Origin of the sequence: Hungatella sp. SB206, from assembly GCF_051132295.1 — a bacterium.
Taxonomy (GTDB): Bacteria; Bacillota; Clostridia; order Lachnospirales; family Lachnospiraceae; genus Hungatella; species Hungatella effluvii.
The window spans coordinates 3,941,550-3,963,770 of record NZ_CP096603.1 but is presented as its reverse complement, the minus strand read 5'-3'; the positions used below and the strand labels follow the sequence as shown (position 1 = coordinate 3,963,770).

Here is a 22,221-nt window from a genome sequence, read left to right as displayed (position 1 = left end):
TATGACAGGAAAAATTATAAAAGGAATTGCAGGTTTTTATTATGTGGATAATGGAACAGACGTCTATGAATGCAAGGCAAAGGGCGTGTTCCGCAATAAAAAGATTAAACCTCTGGTAGGGGATAATGTGGAATTTACCGTGTTGAGCGAGGCGGAGAAGGAAGGCAACATCGACAAGATCCTTCCACGCAAAAACGAGCTGGTCCGGCCTGCTGTGGCCAATGTCGATCAGGCGCTGGTGATCTTCTCCATCACCCATCCGGAGCCCAACTTAAACCTTCTGGACCGCTTCCTCGTGATGATGGAGGTACAGGATGTTCCAGTGAAAATCTGTTTTAATAAGACGGATTTAACGGGAGACGAGGAGAGGGAACGTCTGGGGAATATCTATTCCTCGGCGGGCTATCCCGTCTACTTTACAAGCACCTACGAAAACAGAGGGCTGGAAGCGGTTCGGGAGCTGACAGAGGGAAAGACAACGGTTCTGGCAGGCCCTTCGGGCGTCGGGAAATCTTCCATCACGAATATCCTTTTTCCGGAGGCAGGCATGGAGACTGGAAAGATCAGCGAGAAGATCCAGAGAGGAAAGCATACGACGAGGCACAGCGAGCTGTTTGCCATCGGGAAGGACACGTACATGATGGACACCCCGGGCTTCAGCTCCATGTACTTAGAGGAACTGGAGTGCGGAAACTTAAAGGATTACTTTCCTGAGTTTGCGGCTTACGAGGAAGACTGTAAGTTCTTAGGCTGCGTCCATGTGGGCGAGCCGGTCTGCGGAGTCAAGGAGGCCGTGCGCCAGGGGGAGATAAGCGAAAGCCGTTATGACAATTACAAGCTTTTGTACCAGGAATTAAAAGATAAAAGGAGATATTGATATGTTCCTATTAGCACCTTCCATCTTGGGAGCAGATTTTAAACATTTGGAGCAGCAGGTATGTGAGGCCGCGGACGCGGGAGCACAGTACATTCATCTTGATGTGATGGATGGCGACTTCGTTCCCAGCATATCCTTCGGCATGCCTGTGATAGCCAGCTTGAGAAGCTGTACGGATAAGGTATTTGATGTCCATATGATGGTTAGGGAGCCAGGCCGTTATATCGATGCCATGAAAGAAGCGGGAGCCGACATCATCAGCGTTCATGTGGAGGCGTGTACCCATTTGGACCGCACGGTGAACCAGATTAAGGAGGCCGGTTTGAAGGCCGGAGTCGTGCTGAATCCGGCTACGCCTGTCGACGTGCTGGACTGCATCCTCGACCAGGTGGACATGGTGCTGCTCATGACCGTGAATCCGGGATTCGGCGGACAGAAGTTCATTCCTTATACGCTGGAAAAGATCCGCGCTTTAAGAGAAAAATGCAACATGCGGGGGCTGTCCACGGATATTGAAGTGGATGGCGGCGTAACGTGTGATAATGTGCGGGAGTTGATGGAGGCGGGGGCCAACGTCTTTGTCGCTGGTTCCGCGATCTTTAAAGGGGATGTGACGGCGAACACGAAGGCATTTTTGAAGATATTTGAGGAACAGGAATGACGGGCCTTATTATCACCGGCGGAAGCATAGACTGTACATTCGCCGGTGCTTTTTTAAAGGACAAGACATTTGACATGGTGATCGCAGTGGATGGCGGCCTGGCGGCTGTAAAACAGCTGGATATCAGGCCGGATGCCATTGTCGGTGATTTCGATACGGTGAAGGGCGAGCTTCTGGAGGAATACCGGGCGATAGAGGGCATAACCTTCGAACAGCACCAGCCGGAAAAGGATGAGACCGATACGGAGCTCGCTCTCCGCACCGCCATGGAGGCCGGCGTCAGCGATATGGTTCTCCTGGGCGCCGCCGGCGGCAGGCTGGACCACTCCATCGGCAATATCCATCTGCTGTACGCGTGCCTGCAAAAAGGCGTGAAGGCTTCCATCGTTGATGAGAAGAACCGGCTCTACATTTTGGACCAGGGAAAGACTTACCGCTCCGGCGAGGTCTGGGGGAAATATATTTCATTCCTTCCTCTTACAGAAGAGGTACACGGGATTACGCTGAAAGGCTTCAAGTATCCCCTGACTAACCGGGATATCCGGATCGGTACCAGCCTCTGTATCAGCAACGAACTGGAGGCGGAGACGGGGACTATCACATTCTGGGATGGGGTGCTGATCTGCGTGGAGTCTCACGACTAAGCGTTGCAGTTCACGGTACCACAGACCGGAAAGCGGAGGCCCGTGAAACCGTGAACTGTAATTACTAAACTGGTATGGCCTAAAAAAACAAAACTGGATATTTATATCACTCCACCCTCATGCTAAGATAGGGGACAAGAAAGCATTGGCATCAAGGGAGGAAAAAGAAATGAACAGAACAGACAGTAAAATCAGCAAAATTGCCATGACCGGATTATTCGCGGCCATGTCGTACGTGGTCTTCACGTTCCTGCAGTTTAAAATTACGCTTCCGGGAGGAGACGCGACTTCCATTCATTTGGGGAATGCGGTCTGTGTGCTGGGAGCGCTTTTACTGGGCGGCGTATACGGTGGCCTGGGCGGAGCCATCGGTATGACGATCGGCGACTTATTCGATCCGGTGTATGTGGTCTATGCGCCTAAGACTTTTATTTTGAAGCTGTGTATCGGCCTGATTACCGGTTTCCTTGCTCACAGAATAGGAAAGATCAATGAATCCCATGATCAGAAACACATTTTCAAATGGGTCCTGATCGCTTCTGTTGGCGGACTGCTTTTCAATGTTATTTTCGATCCGCTTGTGGGATACTACTACAAGCTGCTGATCCTGGGAAAACCGGCTGCGGAGTTGGCGCTCGTATGGAATGTGACCTCGACCACCATCAACGCGGTGACGTCGGCCATCGCTTCCGTCGTCATCTACATGCCGCTGCGGAACGCGCTTCTCCGGTCGGGAATGGGAGGAATTTTACGGATATGATATCAGAAAGACATCAGAAAAAAATTGCAGTAATCAATGATTTATCGGGATATGGCCGCTGTTCGCTGACAGTGGCTATTCCCATTTTGTCGGCGCTGAAGGTTCAGTGCTGTCCGGTTCCCACCTCCATTCTCTCTAATCACACCGGATTTCCGGTGTATTTCTTTGACGATTATACGGATAAGATGGGGCTTTATTTAGAAAAATGGACGGAACTGGGGCTGGAGTTCGACGGTATTTTCAGCGGCTTTCTCGGTTCGGAGGCACAGATCGGGATTGTCATGTCCATGATCCGGCAGTTTCAGGGAAAGGATACGCTGGTGGTAATCGATCCGATCATGGGAGATCACGGAAAGGCGTATCAGACCTACACGCCGGCCATGTGCAGCCGCATGAAGGAGCTGGTGTGCCTGGGAGATATCGTTACGCCAAATCTGACCGAGGCATGCATTCTGACGGGGCGAAAATATCGGGACGAAGGCTGGCACAGGACGGAGCTTTTAGCGATGGCGGAGGAGATCCGGGAGATGGGACCTTCCGGAGTCATCATAACGGGAGTGAAGGAAGGTGCGTATCTGACCAATGTCATCGCAGAGCGTGGGAAGGAAGGCGCGTTCTGCCGTTCGATGCGGGTCGGACGGGAACGGCCGGGCACAGGGGATGTGTTCTCGGCCATCGTGGCGGCGGAGGCGGTAAAAGGCGCTTCGCTGACCGATGCGGCGAAGAAGGCGGCACGGTTTGTAAAGCGCTGTATTCTAAAATCGGAGGAGTTAAATGTTCCGGTTCAGAACGGGGTATGCTTTGAGGAAGTGCTGTCGGAATTGATAAAATGGAAATAAGGGGCTTTTCTTTCACTGTAATTTGTAGTATAATCAACGGCAGATTATCATATTGAGGAGAAACCAGGAGGAATACCATGTTAGATTTAAAGTTTGTAAGAGAAAATCCTGAGGCTGTAAAACAGAATATCAGGAATAAATTTCAGGATAACAAGCTGCCGCTGGTGGATGAGGTTATTGAACTGGACGAGTTAAACCGCGCCGCAAAGCAGGAAGGCGATGCGCTCAGAGCGGAACGTAATAAACTTTCCAAGCAGATTGGCGGGCTGATGGGCCAGGGAAAGAGAGAAGAGGCCGAAGAGCTTAAGAAGCAGGTGACAGCGGCTTCCGACCATCTGGCAGAGCTGGAGGAGAAAGAACGGGAACTGGACGAGAAGATCAAAAAGATCATGATGACCATCCCGAACATCATTGATCCCAGTGTACCGATTGGAAAAGACGACAGCGAGAACGTGGAAGTGCAGAGATATGGCGAACCGGTGGTACCGGATTTCGAGATACCGTATCACACCGACATCATGGAGCGCTTTGACGGAATCGATTTGGACAGTGCCAGAAAGGTAGCGGGCAACGGTTTCTACTATCTAATGGGTGATATTGCAAGACTTCACTCCTCCGTAATCTCCTATGCACGTGACTTCATGATCGACCGCGGCTTTACGTACTGTGTACCGCCGTTCATGATCCGCAGCGAGGTAGTGACCGGCGTTATGAGCTTTGCTGAGATGGACGCCATGATGTATAAGATCGAGGGTGAGGATTTATACCTTATCGGTACCAGCGAGCATTCCATGATCGGAAAGTTTATTGATACCATTATTCCGGAGGAATCCCTTCCGAAGACACTTACCAGCTATTCTCCGTGCTTCCGCAAGGAGAAGGGCGCCCATGGCCTGGAGGAGCGCGGCGTCTACCGCATCCATCAGTTTGAGAAGCAGGAGATGATCGTTGTCTGCAAGCCGGAGGAGAGCATGGAATGGTACGATAAGTTATGGCAGAACACGGTGGATTTATTCCGTTCCCTGGATATTCCGGTCAGAACTTTAGAGTGCTGCTCCGGTGACCTCGCTGATTTAAAGGTGAAGTCCGTGGACGTGGAAGCATGGTCCCCGCGCCAGAAGAAGTACTTCGAGGTGGGAAGCTGTTCCAACTTGGGCGACGCCCAGGCCAGAAGGCTTAAGATCCGTGTCAACGGGGAGGACGGAAGAAAGTATTTCGCCCACACCTTAAACAACACGGTAGTGGCACCGCCGAGAATGCTGATCGCATTTTTAGAGAACAACTTACAGGCGGACGGAAGCGTAAGAATTCCGGAACTTTTAAGACCGTATATGGGCGGAATGGAAGCGATTGTTCCGAAGGATAAAAAGTAAAGAGATCATGATATAACGCAGCAGATGTGGCCGGTTTTCGGAACCGCACACCGGCTGCGTTTCTTATAGTTACCCTAAAGGAAATGGCAGAGAAAAACGCTCTTGCTGTTTCCTTTTTCTTTTTGTACATATAATTCGTTGGGTTTTCACAGGATTACCATAAAAGTATGAAAAAAAATCATACTGTGAGGAAGAGAAGGCAGGTGGTATGCTTAAGATATGAAAAGAGAGGGGGAAAGCTTATGAAGCAATGGGAAGAGTATCGTATTCCGGCAGAAGAAGTGAGAAGGATTTCCAGAATACCGATCACCTGTCTGGAGGACCAGACATCCGTATTCAGCCGCATGGCGCTGGAGATGGCGGAGAAGATTGAGGACAACAACCGTCAGGGAAAACGGACGGTGTTTATCATTCCGTTCGGACCGACCGGGCAGTATCCCGTTTTTGTGGATCTGGTCAACACCAGGAGAATTAGCTTAAAGAAGGTATGGCTGATTACCATGGATGACTGGCTGGACAGCGACGGCGGACTGGTGGGACTGGACAACATCCATTCGCTGAGGCGGAAGATGAATCAGGTCCTGTATTCGAAAATCGACAAGGGCCTGGTGATGCCGGAAGAACAGAGGATATACCCGGATCCCGGTTGGCTGGAGAGAATACCTGATTTGATTGAAGCTCTGGGGGGAGTGGATATCTGTTTTGCGGGATTCGGCATCAACGGTCATCTGGGCTTCAATGAGCCTGCGGATGTAAGCACGGAGGAATTTGCAAAACTGCCTACCAGAGTTGTGAGAATATCGGAAACCACCAGGACGATCAAGGCTTCCACCGGTGTGAACGGAGCGATGGAGGACATTCCGTTTTATGGAATCACGGTCGGTATGAGAGAGATGCTGTGTGCAGATAAGGTCAGCGTTTACTGCTTCAGGGACTGGCATTCCGGGGCAATCAGACGGGCTGGATGCGGCACCGTGTCATCCGGTTTTCCGGCTTCCCTGCTGCAGAATCACCCGAACGCCGCCATCGTCTGCTCTCCCAATGCCATAGCTCCGTGCTATTAAAGGAGGAGCGGCCATGAAATGGATTAAAATAAAAAACAAGAGGGTCTGGTCTCTCATTTCCCTGATTATGTGCCTGATGGTTTGGCAGCTGATCTCCGTGTCGGAGGCGGGAGCCGTGTTCGCCTCTCCGAAAAAGACGCTGATGGCATTTATCACCATGGCGAAAAGCGGGGCAATCTGGGTTCATATCGGTTACAGCCTGTTCCGGGTCATCACCGGTTTTTTACTGGGACTGGCCGCCGCTGTTCCCATTGCATTCCTGATGGGCTGGTATAAGACTGTGCAGTATCTGCTGGAGCCTGTGGTGCAGTTCATCCGGACGATTCCGCCGATTGCCTATATTCCGCTGGTTATCGTAGCGCTTGGTGTGGACGAGTCCTCCAAAATTATGGTGATTTTCATTGCTACATTTCTCGTCATGGTAATTACGATTTACCAGGGAGTTAAAAATGTCGATTCCACACTGGTAAAGGCGGCCAGAGTTCTGGGGGCTAACGACAGGGATATCTTCTTCCATGTCGTGGTACCGGCGTCGTTTCCGTTTGTGCTGACCGCTATACGCCTCGGTCTTTCTGCCGGGCTTACCACACTGATCGCTTCGGAACTGACGGGAGCCAGCAAGGGGCTGGGGACAATGATTCAGGAAGCCAGCATGTATTTCCGGATGGACGTTGTTATCATGGGAATCATGGTGATTGGAATCATCGGTCTGGTGCTTAACAAGATCGTACATATTCTGGAAAGGTGGCTGACAGGATGGCAGGAAACTCATCAGGCGACGTGATTGTAAAGATTGATCATGTGGAGAAAATCTATCAGGGCAGGAGCGGCGAGGTAGTGGCCCTAAACGGCGTGGACATGGAGATCAGAGAAAATGAGTTCGTCTGCGTGGTAGGCCCATCCGGCTGTGGAAAATCGACGCTTTTGAATATCATCGCGGGCCTGGAAAGACCGACGTCAGGCCGGGTCTGTGTGAAGGGAAAAGAGGTGGTAAATCCGGGAAGCGAGCGGGGCGTTATCTTCCAGCAGTACGCGCTGTTCCCGTGGCTGACCGTAAAAAAGAATGTCAAATTCGGATTGAAGTTAAGAGGTGTGAAGGAGCCGGAACTGTCTGCGATTGCTGATAAATATATCCGGCTGGTAGGCCTGGAGGAGTTTGGAGACAGCTATCCCAAGGAACTGTCAGGGGGGATGAAGCAGCGGGTGGCGATTGCCAGGGCCTACGCGGTGAATCCGGAGATCCTTTTAATGGACGAGCCGTTTGGAGCGCTTGACGCCCAGACCAGAACACAGCTCCAGACGGAACTGCTGGAGACGTGGGAGAAGGAGAAGAAGACCTGCTTTTTTATCACACACGATGTGGAGGAGGCGATTATACTGGCCCAGCGGGTGGTTATCATGAGCGCCCGTCCCGGACGGGTTAAGGAAATTGTGCCGGTAAATATTCCCTATCCAAGAACGCAGGAAACGAAGATGACGAAGGAATTCCTGGATTTAAAGGTTCATGTCTGGGGACAGGTGTACAGGGAATTTTTGGAAGTACGGAAATAAGGGTTTACAACAATTCACGAGAAAGCTAAGATGGAGAAGGAGGAAAGAATATGAAAAAATTACCAATTGGTCTGCTGACCGTGATGCTCTGCGGATTACTGGCGGGCTGCTCCGGAAATGGCGGACCGCAGCAGAATGCGGAGACGAAGGCGCCGGAAACAACGACAGAGGCAAAGCAGCAGCCAGAAGCGAATCCGACGACAGAAGCAGCCGCTGCAGAGGCGGCAAAAGGCCAGGAAACAGCAAAAGCTGCGGAAACGACGGAAGCCGCAAAACCGGAGACGGTAAAGCTGAGAGTCGCGTACCATCCGAATTTTGGGGGAAACAACCTTTATATCACCGCGGAGAAGAACGGCTTTTTTGAGGAAGAAGGACTCATAGTGGAGCCGGTTAAATTTACGGCTGGTCCGCAGGAGATTGCTGCCATGGTGGCCGGAGATGTGGATATCGGTTATATTGGCCACGGCGCCACGTTTTTGGCCGTACAGCGTCAGGTAAATGTCTTTTTGACGGAGTTTTTGGGAAATGGAGATGAACTTTTAACGTATAAGGAATCCGGCATCACATCGTTGGAGGATTTAAAGGGAAAAACCATTGCCACAGCGCCGGGGACATCGGGGGAAACGGTCTTAAAGCTGGCTTTGGAGAAAGCAGGCTTAAGCCGGGATGATGTCAGAATCGTCAATATGGACGCAGCGGGCATGGTGGCTGCAATTGTGGCGAAAAAGGTGGACGCCTGTACACTCTGGCCGCCGCAGACCAGTGAAGTTCGAAAAACCATGGGGGAAGAGAATGTTGTAAGACTGACCACGATCGGCGATTTCAGAGACCAGTTTGCATTCCCGGGCCACTGGGTGGTAACGCCTAAATATATGGACGCGCATCCGGATGTCATGGTACGTTTTTCAAGAGCCATGCTGAAGGCGATGGACTACCGCAAGGAACACCCGGAGGAAACGGCGGAAAACGTAGCTGAGTTTATCGATGCGCCGCTCGATGGTGTTGTGGCGGAGATGAACAACATCGATCTGTTCGATGCGGATTACTGTTACCAGGTTATGACCGACAAAACGGCGGCAAAATGGTATGATGCGCTTCAGAATTTATATGTACAGGACGGCAAAGTGGAGAAAACCGTGCCGGTAGAGGAATGGTTCTGCCCTCAGTTTGCCAAAGAAGCGTACGAATCCCTGCATAAGTAAACGGAGAATAAACGATGCTAATCATTATGATGGCCTTAATTGGCGCGGTAGCACTGATTGTCGTAGGGCTGCGCCGGGATAAGATATCTCTTCTTATTCTGGCGCTGTGCGGAAGCTTTATCGCCATGCTCGCGGGAATCGTGATCTATACGGCCAAGATCGGCGGCTTCTCGCGGAACCAGCAGATTCTTTTGTTTCTGCTTCCGAATATTCAGCAGTATTTGCAGTACCTTCCCATTACCCTTGACGTGCAGGGCTATGCAGCAGCAGTGGGAAGGTGCTGCTTTCCCTGCGTCCTGCTCCTGATTGCCCTGAACTACTCCATGAGCACCCTGGTGCGCAGACACATCAGAAAATTACGGATTCTGGCTTACTTTGTGGTGATCTGGCTGGTCTATTATTATCCGGCAGTCTTTCGGATGGGAGTGAGGGGGCGGTGGAAGCTGCAGCGCTTCATGGGAGTGATGGCAATGGTGTGGATTATGGCCTGCCTTCTGCTGGCGCTCTGTCTGCTGCTTCATGAGTACCGCAGTATTACCATTCCGTATTTTAAGAAGAACTTCCGGTATATCCTGCTGTCGTATATCAGTATGGCATTCCTGTATATTATCTATGGATTACAGGATCCCGCGCAGATTTACCAGTATTACAGCCTGGAGTTTTTGTGGATCTGGCGGGGAAGCTATACGGCGGGAATCATGTACTCCATTTCCTGGGCGGCTCTGATTCTCTGCTCTGTATTTTTTGTTATATTGGGTTCCGTCAATCTTTTGCGCTATACACAGATTACCTATCATCAGGATAAGGAAAGCTCTCCCCGTATCCGTTCTGCGGAGAACCGGGAAACCGTATCGCTGCAGAGCAGATTTGATCAGACGAGCCTTGGGGCCTCTGTGTTTGTGCACAGCATGAAGAACCAGCTGCTGGCAAACCGGATTCTGAATAAGAAACTGGGGCAGGCGCTAAAGGAGGATTCTCCGGATCTGGAAAAAATCAGAGGTATTGCGGCCCAGCTGAATCAGCTCAATGAGTCGATGGTGACACGGATGGAAGATTTGTACCGCGCTATCCGCACAAACTCCATTCTGCTGACACCTGTCTCCGTGCGTGAGATTGCGGAGGCGGCCATGGGCCGTTTTCATCAGAAATATCCGGACAGGGCTGCCGCAGTAGCGCTCTGCGATGAGGGGCTGATACTGGCAGATAAGGAGCACCTGGCCGAGGCGGTCTATAATCTGCTCTGCAACGGGCAGGAGGCGATCGCGGAAGCCGGACGAGAGTCTGTGGCAAATCTGCGGCTGACTATCCGGAGACAGCGCCTTTATACCGTGCTGGAGGTTCACGATAACGGAAAGGGGATTTCCAGAACCGACCGGCTGAAGATCTATGAACCGTTTTATACCAGCAAAAATACGAGCTATAACTGGGGGATGGGCCTCTATTATGTACGGAATACTGTAAAGAGCCACTACGGCACCCTGAGGATCGAAAGCCATCCGGAGACGGGTACCAGTTTTTTTATCATGCTGCCAAGCTACGGAACGGAAGATACAGGAAAGAGAGGTGGAAGCCGTGGAAAGGAAAATAAGAATTCTGGTTGCAGAGGATTTTGACCTCCTTCGTGAAGACCTCTGTGAATTCCTCGATTCTCAGGAGGACATGGAGGCAGCAGGCAGTGCCGGCGGAAAAGAAGAGATTGTAAAGCTGGCGCGGAAGATGGAATTTGATCTGATTCTGATGGATATAGAGATGGAGTATCTGACTTCCGGAATTGAGGCGGCCGAACAGATACGGAATGAAAAGCCGGAGGCACAGATTATATTTTTGACGGCCCATGACACGAACCAGATGATCTACACGGCGATGGGGGCTGGAGCTGTGGATTATATCGTCAAGGGATGCCCGGATGAAGAACTGCTTTTCCACATACGCAGCGCCTTTTCCGGTAAGCCGGTGATGGAGGCCAAAATTCAGAAAATGCTGATGAGCGAGTATTCCAGGCTGAGGCGAAGCGAGCAGAGCCTGTTGTTTTTCATTACCAATGTAGGACAGCTGACTCCTGTCGAACGGGAACTGGTGCGCCTGCTGCTGCAGAATTACAAAGTGGGGCAGATTGCCGAACTTCGGGTTGTTGAACTGGTTACGGTAAAGACTCAGATCAAGAGCCTGCTGAGAAAATTCAACTGTACAAGAACAAAGGAAATTGTGAACCTGATACATGAACTGAAATTGGAGCATTTGTTTCTATAGCCGTCAGACGGACAGGGGTAAAAGCCTTCCGGGGACGGCTTTTGTTGTGCAGTCCAATCTGAAATCTGAAATAATGGGCGCAAATATATAGAGAATAATAGCTTCGTGTGATATACTGATTTTATCCCGCAGAGGCTTTTTCGCCAGAAGAACTGCGGGATTGGAAAAACTTGCACAGGAAAGACAGAATCAATAGGATAAGGAGAAAAGAATATGACAGCATTTAACCATTTTAACTTCAACGTTCTCGATCTGGAAAAGAGTCTTGCATTCTATAAAGAGGCATTGGGCCTCATGCCGGTTCGTGAGAAGGAGGCCTCCGACGGTTCCTTTAAACTGGTTTACTTAGGAGACGGCAAAAGTGATTTCACACTGGAACTGACGTATTTGACGGACAGGAAGGAACCGTACGATTTAGGAGAATGTGAGTTCCACCTGGCGTTCGCCACGGATGAGTTCGACGCGCTCTATGAGAAACACAAAGCAATGGGCGTTATCTGCTTTGAAAATCCGGGAATGGGAATCTATTTTATCAGCGATCCGGATGGATACTGGATTGAGATCGTTCCGGCCAGGGGATAAACAGCACTGCATTGCGCAAATACCAGCGAAATCAACACCCGCTATCTACACCAGGTGCACGCCTGCAAAGCTAGTCGTAGCGCCCACTACGCCGTCGCTTTGCAGACGCACACCTGACGCAGATATCAGGCATTGATTTCACCGTTATTCACGCAGTGCAGTACTGGAGCATTTTTTCAGACATGCTATCATATAGAAAGAGGAGGGGATCAGATGGAACTACATGTCAATGGCGTCAAATTATATTACCGCGTTTCGGGCCATGGTCCGGCCGTGATCCTCGTTCACGGGAATGGGGAAGATCACTCCATTTTTGATGAGACAGCCGCGCTGCTAAGCTGCGATTATACCGTTTATGCCCTGGATTCGAGGGGGCACGGAAAGAGCTCGGCGGTGGAGACGCTGGGCTATCAGAACATGGCGGACGATGTGGCTTCGTTCATTCGGAAGCTGGACATCCGAAAACCGGTGTTCTGCGGCTTCAGCGACGGTGCGATCATCGGAATGCTGATGGCTGAGCAGAATCCCGGCCTGCTGTCGAAGCTGATTCTCTGCGGCGGCAATGCCTATCCACAGGGAATAAAGGAAAAATGGTTTCAGCTGTTCCGCCTGATCAGTCATTTCGACAGGGATCCGAAGATACGGATGATGTTGGTGGAGCCGCAGATCACAGAGGAAGAGTTAAAACGGATTGAAGAGCCGGTGCTTATTCTGGCCGGAGAGAACGATATGATCAAGGAAGAGCATACCCGCTATCTGGCTTCGAAGATACCGGACAGCCGGCTCGTCATTCTTCCGGGGGAAAACCACGGCAGCTATGTGGTGCACAGCAGAAAACTGTACCATCTTATAAAAAAGTTTCTTGCAGAGAAGTTCCCGGCAGAGAAATTCCCGGCAGATCTGACGGGAAAAAATGGACAGGGAGGAACTGCACATGCTGATTGATTTGACGGTGGAAGTCACGCCAAAGGCTGCGGCGGATGCCCAGGGCAATGAGAAGAAGGCGCTGACGGGTCATCTTGGGACTCATTTTGATGTGATGGACCGGGAGTTTCCGCTGGAATACGTGAAGCGAAAAGGACTGGTCTTCGATGTCAGCCAGGTCTCCGGCCGTGATATCGAGTCCGGAGATATCTTCCTGGACCGGGTGGAGGCGGGAATGTTTGTGGCATTTTTCACAGGATTTCTGGAGCGGACCGGATATGGAACCCCGGTTTACTTTAAGGAGCATCCGCAGCTTTCGGATGAACTGATCGACCAGCTGCTGGACAGGGGCGTATCCATCATCGGCATCGACTGCGCAGGAATCCGGCGCGGTGCGGAACATACGCCGAAGGATCAGTACTGCGCGGACCGGAATACCTTTGTGGTGGAGAATTTATGCGGTTTATCCAGGCTCCTGGAGGGAGAAATGGCCGCGGAGGCCACCATTTATACGTTCCCTGTGCGTTTTAAGGGCATGACGGGGCTTCCGTGCCGCGTGGCAGGAGAGCGATGAGTATTTCATGCTCAGGAGAATAGAATGGACAGACGAAAGAAAATAATATGGATACTGACCGGCGCGGCCATTCTCATCCTGGCTGCGGCAGCACTTCTGGTATGGAGGCACAGAGGCGGAGGCGGGGAAGGCACAACGATTCAGAGCACAAAGGCACATCCGCTGCCGGAGGCAGTCTATTATCTGCAAAAGGATGAGGAGTGGGCGGCCGACCCGCTGGGAGAATCCCGCTTTACCATGGGCAGCTCCGGCTGTCTCGTTACCTGTCTGGCCACACTTTTTGATCTGTATGGCGAGTCCGTGACACCGGGAGAGCTGAACCGGCTCTTTACGGAACAGGACGTTTACAACGCATCCGGGGACGTAATCTGGGGAAATATCTCTTCCGTATATCCGGAAGCCACGGTAACGGTTTATAAAACGGTAGATGAACAGGCGATTGAGGCGGCTCTGGATCAACAGCAGTATCCGCTTGTCAGGGTTAAGAATCTGGGGGACGGATACTGGCACTGGGTGCTGCTGCTGGGAAGCGGTGACGATGGCTACTTATGCATGGATCCGCTCTACAGCGAAAAGGAGGCCAGACCCTTAAGCGCCCATGGAAATACCGTGTATTCCTGGCGGCTTGTGACGCTGCCGGTGAAGGAATAGAAGGAGGCGCACATGACGGCGAATACGGAAGTCACAACCATGCTGGGGGATATTACGAAGGTGGAAGGCCTGGATGCGATTGTCAATGCAGCCAATTCGTCTCTACTGGGAGGCGGAGGCGTGGATGGAGCGATCCATCGGGCGGCCGGAAAGGATCTTTTGTTCGAGTGCCGGCTGCTGGGCGGCTGTAAGACGGGGCAGGCGAAGCTTACGCGTGGATACCGCCTTTCCTGCGGTCATATTATTCACACGGTGGGACCGGTCTGGACCGGGGGATCGAAAGGGGAAGCCGAGCTTCTGGCGTCCTGCTACAGAACCTCCCTGGAAGTGGCGAAACAGAACGGAATCAGAAGGATTGCATTTCCGTCCATCTCCACCGGAATTTACCGTTTCCCTGTGGATTTGGCGGCGGTGACGGCGGTGGGGGAAGTGAGACGCCGGATTGAAGAGTATCCGGACGCCTTCGATCTGATTTTATGGGTGTTGTTTGATGAAAAGACGAAGAGGGCCTATGATGCGGCCCTGGCAGAATAAAAAAAAGGTGTAAAGAAAAAATACTTGACACCCATAAAAAAGTAGTGTATGATAGCACAGGTGATGATATGGAAAAGATTGCAAGACAGGGCCTGCTGTATGATTTTTACGGCGCGCTTCTGACAGAACACCAGAGACAGGTTTACGAGGACGTGGTGCTGTATGACTTATCCTTAAGCGAGATCGCGGAGGAACAGGGCATCAGCCGTCAGGGAGTCCATGACCTGGTGAAGCGGTGTGACAGGATTCTGGAAGATTATGAAGAGAAACTTCATTTGATGGAAAAATTCGGGAATACGAAACGTCTGGCCAGAGAGATCCAGAGTCTGGCAGGAGAATTTTCCAGAACGGGCGATAGGAATCTGCTCCGGCGCATTGAAGAGATATCGGGCGAAATCATCGACCTGGAGGCTCATTAGAAAGGGTAGATCAGGAGGACATTAGATGGCTTTTGAGAGCTTATCCGATAAATTACAGAATGTATTTAAAAATTTAAGGGGCAAGGGACGCTTGACAGAAGCGGACGTAAAGGCAGCCTTAAAGGAAGTGAAGATGGCTCTGTTAGAGGCCGACGTAAGCTTCCGGGTAGTAAAACAGTTTATCAGCGCTGTACAGGAGCGGGCGGTTGGACAGGATGTCATGAACAGCTTAACTCCGGGACAGATGGTAATAAAGATAGTGAACGAGGAGCTTGTCAAGCTGATGGGTTCCGAGACCACTGAGATTCACTTAAAACCGGCGAATGAGATCACGATCATCATGATGGCAGGTCTCCAGGGTGCGGGTAAAACCACAACCACAGCCAAGATTGCCGGAAAATTAAAGGCCAAGGGAAGAAAACCTCTTCTGGCGGCGTGTGACGTCTACCGGCCGGCTGCCATTAAGCAGCTGCAGATCAATGGTGAGAAGCAGGGCGTTCCGGTGTTCTCCATGGGAGAAAACCACAAGCCTGCGGACATCGCGAAGGCGGCGGTGGAACATGCGTCAAAAAACGATCAGAATGTAGTAATTCTGGATACGGCCGGACGTCTTCATATCGATGAAGACATGATGAACGAGCTGGTGGAGATTAAGGAAGCCGTGGAGGTTCATCAGACGATTCTTGTAGTTGATGCCATGACAGGTCAGGACGCGGTCAATGTGGCCGGTATGTTCAATGACAAGATCGGTATTGACGGAGTTATCTTAACCAAGCTGGATGGCGATACCAGAGGCGGCGCGGCACTTTCGATCCGGTCTGTAACCGGAAAGCCGATTCTGTACATCGGTATGGGAGAAAAGCTGTCCGATTTGGAACAGTTTTATCCGGACCGTATGGCTTCGAGAATCCTCGGAATGGGCGATATCCTTTCTCTGATCGAGAAGGCGGAGAGCCAGGTGGATGAGGAGAAGGCGAAAGAGTTGTCTCAGAAGCTGCGGAAGGCCGAATTTGATTACAACGATTTCCTGGACCAGATGAACCAGATCAAAAAGATGGGCGGCATGTCGAGCATTATGAACATGATGCCTGGTATGGGGCAGATGAAGGACGTGGAAGTGGACGAAAAAGCCATGGACCGCGTGGAAGCCATTATCCTGTCTATGACGGATAAGGAACGGACGAATCCGGACCTCATGAAGAACGCTTCCAGAAAACAGAGGGTTGCCAGAGGCGCCGGTGTTGATATCAGTGAAGTCAACCGGATCGTCAAGCAGTTCGACCAGATGAAGAAGATGATGAAGCAGCTTCCCGGCATGATGGGCGGCGGCAAGAAGAAGGGCGGATTATTCGGCAAGTTCAAGATGCCGTTTTAACCGGAGTAAAGAAGTTAGCAAGGCAGTTTTACTGCATTGACTATAGATACGCAGTATGCGAAAACACAAATATTCAAGGAGGTGAATCACATGGCAGTAAAGATGAGATTAAAGAGAATGGGACAGAAGAAGGCTCCTTTCTATAGAATTGTAGTTGCAGATTCCAGATCCCCAAGAGATGGCAAGTTCATTGAAGAGGTTGGTTATTACGATCCGAACACAGATCCGAGCGTAATCAAGTTCAACGAAGAGTCCGCTAAGAAGTGGTTAGCAACAGGTGCTCAGCCAACTGAGAAGGTAAGCAAGCTTTTGAAAATCGCCGGCATCCAGTAGTTTAATAGGAAAGTCCCCCTTATAACCGTTTGGGGGAAAGTGGTGAAGCATATGAAAGAATTAGTAGAAGTAATTGCGAAAGCACTGGTTGATAATCCAGACGAGGTTGCTGTTACCGAGTCTGTGAAAGACGACGAAATCGTCCTTGAACTTACGGTAGCGCCTTCCGATATGGGTAAAGTCATCGGCAAGCAGGGCAGGATCGCTAAGGCTATCCGTTCTGTAGTAAAAGCAGCAGCTTCCAAAGAAGACAAGAAGGTTATTGTAGAAATTCAGTAGCCAATACGTAAACGAAGACCGCCGGCCTGTCAGGAAGACGGTCTTTTCTATATTATGGCAAAGTGTTATTTGCAAGGGAGAAAAATGATGGAACAGTTACTGAGAGTTGGCGTTATTTCCTCTACACACGGTGTCAAAGGGGAGGTCAAGGTTTTCCCAACGACAGATGACGCGGCGCGTTTTAAAAAGCTGAAGCAAGTGATTCTGGATACGGGAAAAGAACAGCTGAAACTGGAAATTGAGGGTGTTAAATTCTTTAAAAATATGGTTATACTGAAGTTTAAGGGATATGACACAATTGAAGACATAGAGAAGTACAAGGGAAAAGACATTCTTGTCACGAGAGACCAGGCGGTGAAGCTGGGGCCGGATGAGAATTTTATTGTTGACCTGATCGGTTTAAAGGTGGTGACTGAGGACGGGGAACCGTTCGGCACCCTGACGGATGTCATCAAGACCGGCGCTAACGATGTGTACGAGGTGAAGACGGCGGAAGGGAAGGAAATCCTTTTGCCCGCCATCCGAGAGTGCATCCGGAATGTGGATTTAGAGGCGGGAGTGATTACGGTCCATATTATGGACGGACTTCTGGACTTATAAGGAGGAAAATATGAACTTCCATATACTGACTTTATTTCCCGACATGGTGTTAGACGGCCTTCACACCAGCATCATCGGCAGAGCCGTGGAGAATGGCCTGATTTCAATTGAAGCCATAGATATCAGGGAATACTCGACGGACAAGCACCGGCATGTGGACGACTATCCGTACGGCGGCGGCGCGGGCATGGTGATGCAGCCGATGCCCATCTGTGATGCCTACGACGACCTGTGTGACAGAATCGGAAAGAAGCCCCGGGTGATTTATCTGACTCCGCAGGGCACTGTCTTCAGCCAGAAGATCGCAGAAGAGCTGGCGGCCGAGGAGGAACTGGTATTTCTGTGCGGCCATTACGAGGGCGTGGATGAGCGCGCCCTGGAACTGGTGGCCACGGATTACCTGTCCATCGGTGACTACGTTCTGACCGGCGGAGAGCTGCCGGCCATGGTTATGATCGACTGCATTTCCCGCCTCGTTCCCGGCGTGCTGAATAACGATGTCTCGGCGGAGTTCGAGTCCTTTCACGACAATCTTCTGGAATATCCGCAGTATACCAGGCCGGAAGAGTATAAAGGCCTGCGGGTACCGGAGGTTCTGCTTTCCGGACACCATAAGAATATCGACACCTGGCGGAGAGAACAGTCCATCAAACGGACGTATGAGAGACGGCCTGATCTGTTAAAGGATGCGGTGCTGTCGAAAAAGGAACAGGAATATCTGGAGAGTCTGGCGAAGAAGCCGGAAAATCAGGATATTCAGGAAGAAAATTGCAAAAAGGGACTTGCAATCGACAATTCTTTATGATAAAATATTAGACGTTGTGACGCAAGGAGATGGTCCTCTGTTACGGATTACATCAGTATGAAGTATTAAGAACATCAAATAAAATTTAGGAGGTTCACACGATGAACGACATTATCAAGAATATTGAAGCAGCACAGTTAAAGCAGACAGTACCGGAGTTCCACGTTGGCGATACCGTTAAGGTATACAACAAGATCAAAGAGGGAACCCGCGAGAGAATCCAGATTTTCGAGGGAACTGTTATTAAGAGACAGAACGGCGGCGCAAGAGAGACTTTCACAGTAAGAAAGAACTCCAACGGCATCGGCGTTGAGAAGACATGGCCATTACATTCTCCTTCTGTAGATAACATTGAAGTGATCAGAAGAGGTAAAGTAAGAAGAGCGAAACTGAATTACTTAAGAGACAGAGTAGGTAAAGCTGCTAAGGTTAAAGAGTTAGTGAAATAATTCTGAGACAGCCAGGGGGACAATGAAAATTGTCCCTTTCTTAATAGATGGGATGTGCATAAAGAGTGGAGTTTTATAACAGTGAAGAGAACAACCGGATCCGCCATGTGGTTAACTGGATTGTAGACATTACCGTTGTGATCGCGTTTGCATGGTTTATTGTTTATGCATATGGGACCCAGATTCCGATTGCAGGACATTCCATGACTCCGCTTCTGCAGTCGGAGGATGTAGTACTGATGGACCGTCTGTCTTACGATTTCGGGAAGCCGGACCGTTTTGACGTAGTGGTGTTTGAACGGGAAGACCAGAAGATGAACGTAAAGCGCGTGATCGGTCTGCCCGGTGAGACCGTGCAGATTAAGGGCGGTCAGATTTATATCAATGATGAGTTAATGGAACAGCCGGAAGGAGCTGGCAGCATTTCACTGGCAGGTATCGCGGAGAACCCGGTAAAGCTGGGGGAAGACGAGTATTTCCTTTTAGGCGATAACAGAGACAGCAGCGAAGACAGCCGTTTTTCCAATGTGGGCAACGTGAGCGGAAAGCAGATTCAGGGAAGAGTCTGGATCCGGATTGCACCATTGGCGAATCTGGAGCTGATTCGTTCGAAATAGAGGTAGATGATGAATATACAGTGGTATCCGGGTCATATGACCAAGGCCAAAAGGGCCATGAAGGAAGATATCAAATTAATCGATTTAATTATAGAACTGGTAGACGCCAGAGTTCCGCTTTCCAGCCGGAACCCGGATATCGATGATCTTGGAGCGGGAAAGGCGCGGCTGATCCTGCTTAACAAGTCCGATCTTGCCGATGAGCGCTGCAACCTTAAGTGGGCCGCTTACTTCCAGGATAAGGGATACTTCGTGGTAAAGGTGAACTCCAAGAGCGGAGCCGGTCTAAAGGCGATTAACGGAGTCGTGCAGGAAGCGTGTAAGGAAAAGATCGAGCGCGACCGGAGGCGGGGAATCTTAAACCGTCCGGTTCGTGCCATGGTGGTGGGAATCCCCAACGTGGGCAAGTCTACGTTTATCAATTCCTTTGCCGGCAAGGCATGCGCGAAGACCGGAAACAAGCCGGGCGTGACGAAAGGCAATCAGTGGATCCGGCTTAATAAGAGCCTGGAGCTTCTCGATACCCCGGGAATCTTATGGCCTAAGTTTGAGGATCAGGTGGTGGGAATCCGCCTTGCGCTGATCGGTTCGATTAACGACGAGATTTTAAATAAAGATGAACTGGCACTGGAGCTGATCCGCTTCCTTCAGAAACAGTATCCGAACGTGCTGGAAGACAAATACCAGACGGATGCTTCCGATGCAGTGGGACTTCTAAAACAGATCGCAAAGGCCAGAGCGTGCCTCTCAAAAGGCGGGGAACTGGATCTTGCAAAGGCTTCCCGCCTTCTGATCGATGATTTCCGAAGTGGGAAACTGGGGAAGATCACTCTGGAATTACCTTCAGAGAATACGAAAGCGGAGTAAACCTACGATGAGAAAGTTAAGCGAAGAAAAACTGGCTGCTGAGCGGGAACGCTTAGAGCTGATGAAAAGCTACGAAAGGCAGTATGAGGATAGTGTTCTCGTCTGTGGAATCGATGAGGCCGGCAGAGGACCTCTTGCAGGGCCGGTTGTGGCCGGAGCGGTGATCCTTCCGCGGGACTGTGAGATCCTGTTTTTAAATGATTCGAAGAAGCTGTCGGAGAAGCGGCGTGAGGAACTGTTTCTGGAGATCCAGGAGAAGGCGTTGAGCTTTGCCGTTGGAGTGGTCGGACCGGAGCGGATCGATGAGATCAATATTCTTCAGGCCACGTATGAGGCCATGCGGCTGGCAGTCAGCCAGCTTACCTCTGTCCCGCAGGTGCTTTTAAACGACGCAGTGACGATTCCGAGACTGGATATCCCGCAGGTCCCGATCGTTAAGGGCGATGCGAAGAGCGTCTCCATCGCGGCGGGCAGCATCATGGCAAAGGTTACGAGGGACCATATGATGGCAGAGTACGACAAGCTGTTCCCGGAGTACGGTTTTGCAAAGCATAAAGGCTACGGAACGGCGGCGCACATCGCGGCGCTTAAGGAGATCGGTCCGTGTGCCATTCACCGGAGGAGTTTTATCAGGAATTTTGTGGACTGATGGGGAATTGAATGAATAAGCGTGAGATTGGCAGCGGCTATGAAGAGATGGCGGCTGCCTATTTGATAGAACAGGGCTATAAAATCGTTGCCCGGAATTTTTCGGGCCGGAGCGGGGAGATCGACATCATCGCGCGGGACGGGGAGTACCTGGTCTTCGTCGAGGTGAAATACCGGCGGGATGAGAGACAGGGCAGCCCCGCGGAGGCGGTGGACTACAGAAAACAGCAGCACATCCGCCGCGTGGCAGAATACTATTTATACAAAAACCGGGTCAGTGAGGCCATGCCGTGCCGCTTTGATGTGGTCGCCATCCTCGGAGACCGGATCACGCTGATCCGTGACGCATTTTGACGCCTCGCAGGATAATGGCTGAGAATAGCAGCTCTGACAATACAGGAGGTTTTATTTTATGAACGATATATGGAAGCGAAAACAGGAACTGCCGGTGCTTGAATGCCGGATGGCGGATGGCGTTCCCTATCTGTCTTTTCCGATGCTGGAGAAGACCGGCATCGTGCGCCACGGGTTTTCCACCCGCATGGGAGGCGTGAGCACCGGCGTGTATGCTACCATGAATTTCGCATTTTTAAAGGGGGACGATCCAGACCATGTGCGGGAGAATTACCGCAGGATGGCGAAGGCGATCGGCGTGGATGAGGGGAGAATGGTACTGTCCTGGCAGACTCACACGACCAACATCCGCCGGGTGACGGAAGACGATGCGGGCAAGGGGATCACCAGGGAACGGGACTATCAGGACATCGACGGCCTGATCACGGATGTGCCGGGCATGACACTGGTGACGTTTTACGCGGACTGTGTGCCGCTCTACTTCCTCGATCCAATCCATCGGGCTATAGGCTTAAGCCACTCTGGCTGGAGAGGAACGGTGGCCCGTATGGGCCGGGTGACGATGGAAGCCATGGGCCGGGAGTACGGCTCGAAGCCGGAGGACATCATTGCCTGCATCGGTCCCAGTATTTGTCAGGACTGCTACGAAGTGGGAGAGGAAGTGGCTGCAGAATTTCGCCGGGCATTTTCGGAAGAATACTGGCCGGAACTGCTTCGGGAGAAGCCAAACGGAAAATTCCTGCTGAATCTCTGGCGTGCCAATGAGATTGTCCTTCTGGAAGCGGGAGTAAAGGCGGATAATATCCAGATTACCGATATCTGTACCCACTGCAATCCGGACTACTTATTTTCCCACAGGACGATGGGGAATGAGAGAGGAAATTTAGCGGCATTTCTTTCCATAAAAGAATTGTAAGGAGCGCTTGCCGAAACAGAAGAAAGAGTTTGGTAAGCCGGACTCTTGCGCAGGAGGTTTTTTATTTCACAGC

At 51.0% G+C, this 22,221-nt stretch carries 29 protein-coding genes; all 29 read left to right on the top strand.

The window, feature by feature from the left end:
* Position 1 precedes the first annotated feature (1 nt).
* The gene (gene rsgA / locus M1L66_RS17400; RefSeq protein ID WP_187021950.1) at positions 2-877 is read left to right on the top strand and encodes a ribosome small subunit-dependent GTPase A; all 876 of its coding nucleotides are present in this window, start codon (positions 2-4) and stop codon (positions 875-877) included.
* Position 878: 1 nt separating this feature from the next.
* Positions 879-1,538, top strand: a complete 660-nt coding sequence (gene rpe, locus M1L66_RS17395) for a ribulose-phosphate 3-epimerase (protein ID WP_187021951.1) — start codon at positions 879-881, stop codon at positions 1,536-1,538.
* Positions 1,535-2,182 (top strand): thiamine diphosphokinase, encoded by a 648-nt coding sequence (locus M1L66_RS17390; protein ID WP_434687325.1) that lies wholly within the window; start codon positions 1,535-1,537, stop codon positions 2,180-2,182. Before rpe ends, M1L66_RS17390 begins: the two co-directional genes overlap by 4 nt.
* A 169-nt stretch (positions 2,183-2,351) precedes the next feature.
* Positions 2,352-2,942 carry an ECF transporter S component gene (locus tag M1L66_RS17385; RefSeq protein ID WP_002603946.1) on the top strand — a complete coding sequence of 197 codons (591 nt, stop codon included), beginning with the start codon at positions 2,352-2,354 and terminating at the stop codon, positions 2,940-2,942.
* Positions 2,942-3,781 carry a pyridoxamine kinase gene (locus M1L66_RS17380; RefSeq protein ID WP_187022202.1) on the top strand — a complete coding sequence of 280 codons (840 nt, stop codon included), beginning with the start codon at positions 2,942-2,944 and terminating at the stop codon, positions 3,779-3,781. The genes M1L66_RS17385 and M1L66_RS17380 overlap by 1 nt, the downstream gene beginning before the upstream one ends.
* Before the next feature lie 77 nt (positions 3,782-3,858).
* Complete coding sequence (gene serS / locus M1L66_RS17375) at positions 3,859-5,154, top strand: serine--tRNA ligase (protein WP_002603948.1); 1,296 nt, start codon at positions 3,859-3,861, stop codon at positions 5,152-5,154.
* A 242-nt stretch (positions 5,155-5,396) separates the two neighbouring features.
* Positions 5,397-6,218, top strand: a complete 822-nt coding sequence (locus M1L66_RS17370) for a glucosamine-6-phosphate isomerase (RefSeq protein ID WP_117633311.1) — start codon at positions 5,397-5,399, stop codon at positions 6,216-6,218.
* Positions 6,219-6,231: 13 nt separating this feature from the next.
* A complete protein-coding gene (locus tag M1L66_RS17365) occupies positions 6,232-7,002 on the top strand; it encodes an ABC transporter permease (RefSeq protein WP_025529298.1) in 771 nt (256 codons plus the stop codon).
* The gene (locus M1L66_RS17360; protein ID WP_002603951.1) at positions 6,975-7,769 is read left to right on the top strand and encodes an ABC transporter ATP-binding protein; all 795 of its coding nucleotides are present in this window, start codon (positions 6,975-6,977) and stop codon (positions 7,767-7,769) included. Before M1L66_RS17365 ends, M1L66_RS17360 begins: the two co-directional genes overlap by 28 nt.
* A gap of 50 nt (positions 7,770-7,819) precedes the next feature.
* Positions 7,820-8,971, top strand: coding sequence for an ABC transporter substrate-binding protein (locus tag M1L66_RS17355; RefSeq protein ID WP_187021957.1), 1,152 nt, complete (start codon positions 7,820-7,822; stop codon positions 8,969-8,971).
* A 14-nt stretch (positions 8,972-8,985) separates the two neighbouring features.
* Entirely contained in the window at positions 8,986-10,584 is a 1,599-nt protein-coding gene (locus M1L66_RS17350; protein WP_187021958.1) for a sensor histidine kinase, read from the top strand.
* Positions 10,544-11,221 carry a response regulator transcription factor gene (locus M1L66_RS17345; protein WP_002603954.1) on the top strand — a complete coding sequence of 226 codons (678 nt, stop codon included), beginning with the start codon at positions 10,544-10,546 and terminating at the stop codon, positions 11,219-11,221. Before M1L66_RS17350 ends, M1L66_RS17345 begins: the two co-directional genes overlap by 41 nt.
* 213 nt (positions 11,222-11,434) lie before the next feature.
* A complete protein-coding gene (locus M1L66_RS17340) occupies positions 11,435-11,803 on the top strand; it encodes a VOC family protein (protein WP_110323187.1) in 369 nt (122 codons plus the stop codon).
* A gap of 213 nt (positions 11,804-12,016) precedes the next feature.
* Entirely contained in the window at positions 12,017-12,748 is a 732-nt protein-coding gene (locus tag M1L66_RS17335; RefSeq protein WP_434687320.1) for an alpha/beta fold hydrolase, read from the top strand.
* The gene (locus M1L66_RS17330; protein WP_434687318.1) at positions 12,738-13,301 is read left to right on the top strand and encodes a cyclase family protein; all 564 of its coding nucleotides are present in this window, start codon (positions 12,738-12,740) and stop codon (positions 13,299-13,301) included. Before M1L66_RS17335 ends, M1L66_RS17330 begins: the two co-directional genes overlap by 11 nt.
* 24 nt (positions 13,302-13,325) lie before the next feature.
* Positions 13,326-13,952, top strand: a complete 627-nt coding sequence (locus M1L66_RS17325; protein ID WP_434687316.1) for a hypothetical protein — start codon at positions 13,326-13,328, stop codon at positions 13,950-13,952.
* A gap of 12 nt (positions 13,953-13,964) precedes the next feature.
* Positions 13,965-14,486, top strand: a complete 522-nt coding sequence (locus M1L66_RS17320; RefSeq protein ID WP_434687314.1) for an O-acetyl-ADP-ribose deacetylase — start codon at positions 13,965-13,967, stop codon at positions 14,484-14,486.
* 68 nt (positions 14,487-14,554) lie between these two features.
* Entirely contained in the window at positions 14,555-14,905 is a 351-nt protein-coding gene (gene ylxM, locus M1L66_RS17315) for a YlxM family DNA-binding protein (RefSeq protein WP_002603961.1), read from the top strand.
* Between the two features lie 25 nt (positions 14,906-14,930).
* Positions 14,931-16,280 (top strand): signal recognition particle protein, encoded by a 1,350-nt coding sequence (gene ffh / locus M1L66_RS17310; RefSeq protein WP_002603962.1) that lies wholly within the window; start codon positions 14,931-14,933, stop codon positions 16,278-16,280.
* Positions 16,281-16,370: 90 nt separating this feature from the next.
* Positions 16,371-16,613: a 30S ribosomal protein S16 gene (gene rpsP / locus M1L66_RS17305; RefSeq protein ID WP_002603963.1), complete on the top strand. Its 243-nt coding sequence runs from the start codon at positions 16,371-16,373 to the stop codon at positions 16,611-16,613.
* A 51-nt stretch (positions 16,614-16,664) separates the two neighbouring features.
* A complete protein-coding gene (locus M1L66_RS17300; RefSeq protein WP_002603964.1) occupies positions 16,665-16,892 on the top strand; it encodes a KH domain-containing protein in 228 nt (75 codons plus the stop codon).
* Positions 16,893-16,979: 87 nt separating this feature from the next.
* Complete coding sequence (rimM, locus tag M1L66_RS17295) at positions 16,980-17,492, top strand: ribosome maturation factor RimM (protein WP_434694276.1); 513 nt, start codon at positions 16,980-16,982, stop codon at positions 17,490-17,492.
* 10 nt (positions 17,493-17,502) lie between these two features.
* Complete coding sequence (trmD, locus tag M1L66_RS17290; protein WP_187021963.1) at positions 17,503-18,297, top strand: tRNA (guanosine(37)-N1)-methyltransferase TrmD; 795 nt, start codon at positions 17,503-17,505, stop codon at positions 18,295-18,297.
* 101 nt (positions 18,298-18,398) lie between these two features.
* Entirely contained in the window at positions 18,399-18,746 is a 348-nt protein-coding gene (gene rplS / locus M1L66_RS17285; protein WP_002603967.1) for a 50S ribosomal protein L19, read from the top strand.
* A 65-nt stretch (positions 18,747-18,811) separates the two neighbouring features.
* Positions 18,812-19,363 carry a signal peptidase I gene (gene lepB / locus M1L66_RS17280; RefSeq protein WP_187021964.1) on the top strand — a complete coding sequence of 184 codons (552 nt, stop codon included), beginning with the start codon at positions 18,812-18,814 and terminating at the stop codon, positions 19,361-19,363.
* 9 nt (positions 19,364-19,372) lie between these two features.
* On the top strand, positions 19,373-20,230 hold the full coding sequence (gene ylqF, locus M1L66_RS17275; protein WP_187022203.1) for a ribosome biogenesis GTPase YlqF: 858 nt from the start codon (positions 19,373-19,375) through the stop codon (positions 20,228-20,230).
* A gap of 7 nt (positions 20,231-20,237) precedes the next feature.
* A complete protein-coding gene (locus M1L66_RS17270) occupies positions 20,238-20,879 on the top strand; it encodes a ribonuclease HII (RefSeq protein WP_434687310.1) in 642 nt (213 codons plus the stop codon).
* A gap of 11 nt (positions 20,880-20,890) precedes the next feature.
* A complete protein-coding gene (locus M1L66_RS17265) occupies positions 20,891-21,232 on the top strand; it encodes a YraN family protein (RefSeq protein WP_187021966.1) in 342 nt (113 codons plus the stop codon).
* A 58-nt stretch (positions 21,233-21,290) separates the two neighbouring features.
* Entirely contained in the window at positions 21,291-22,148 is an 858-nt protein-coding gene (gene pgeF, locus M1L66_RS17260; protein WP_434687307.1) for a peptidoglycan editing factor PgeF, read from the top strand.
* Positions 22,149-22,221: the final 73 nt, after the last annotated feature.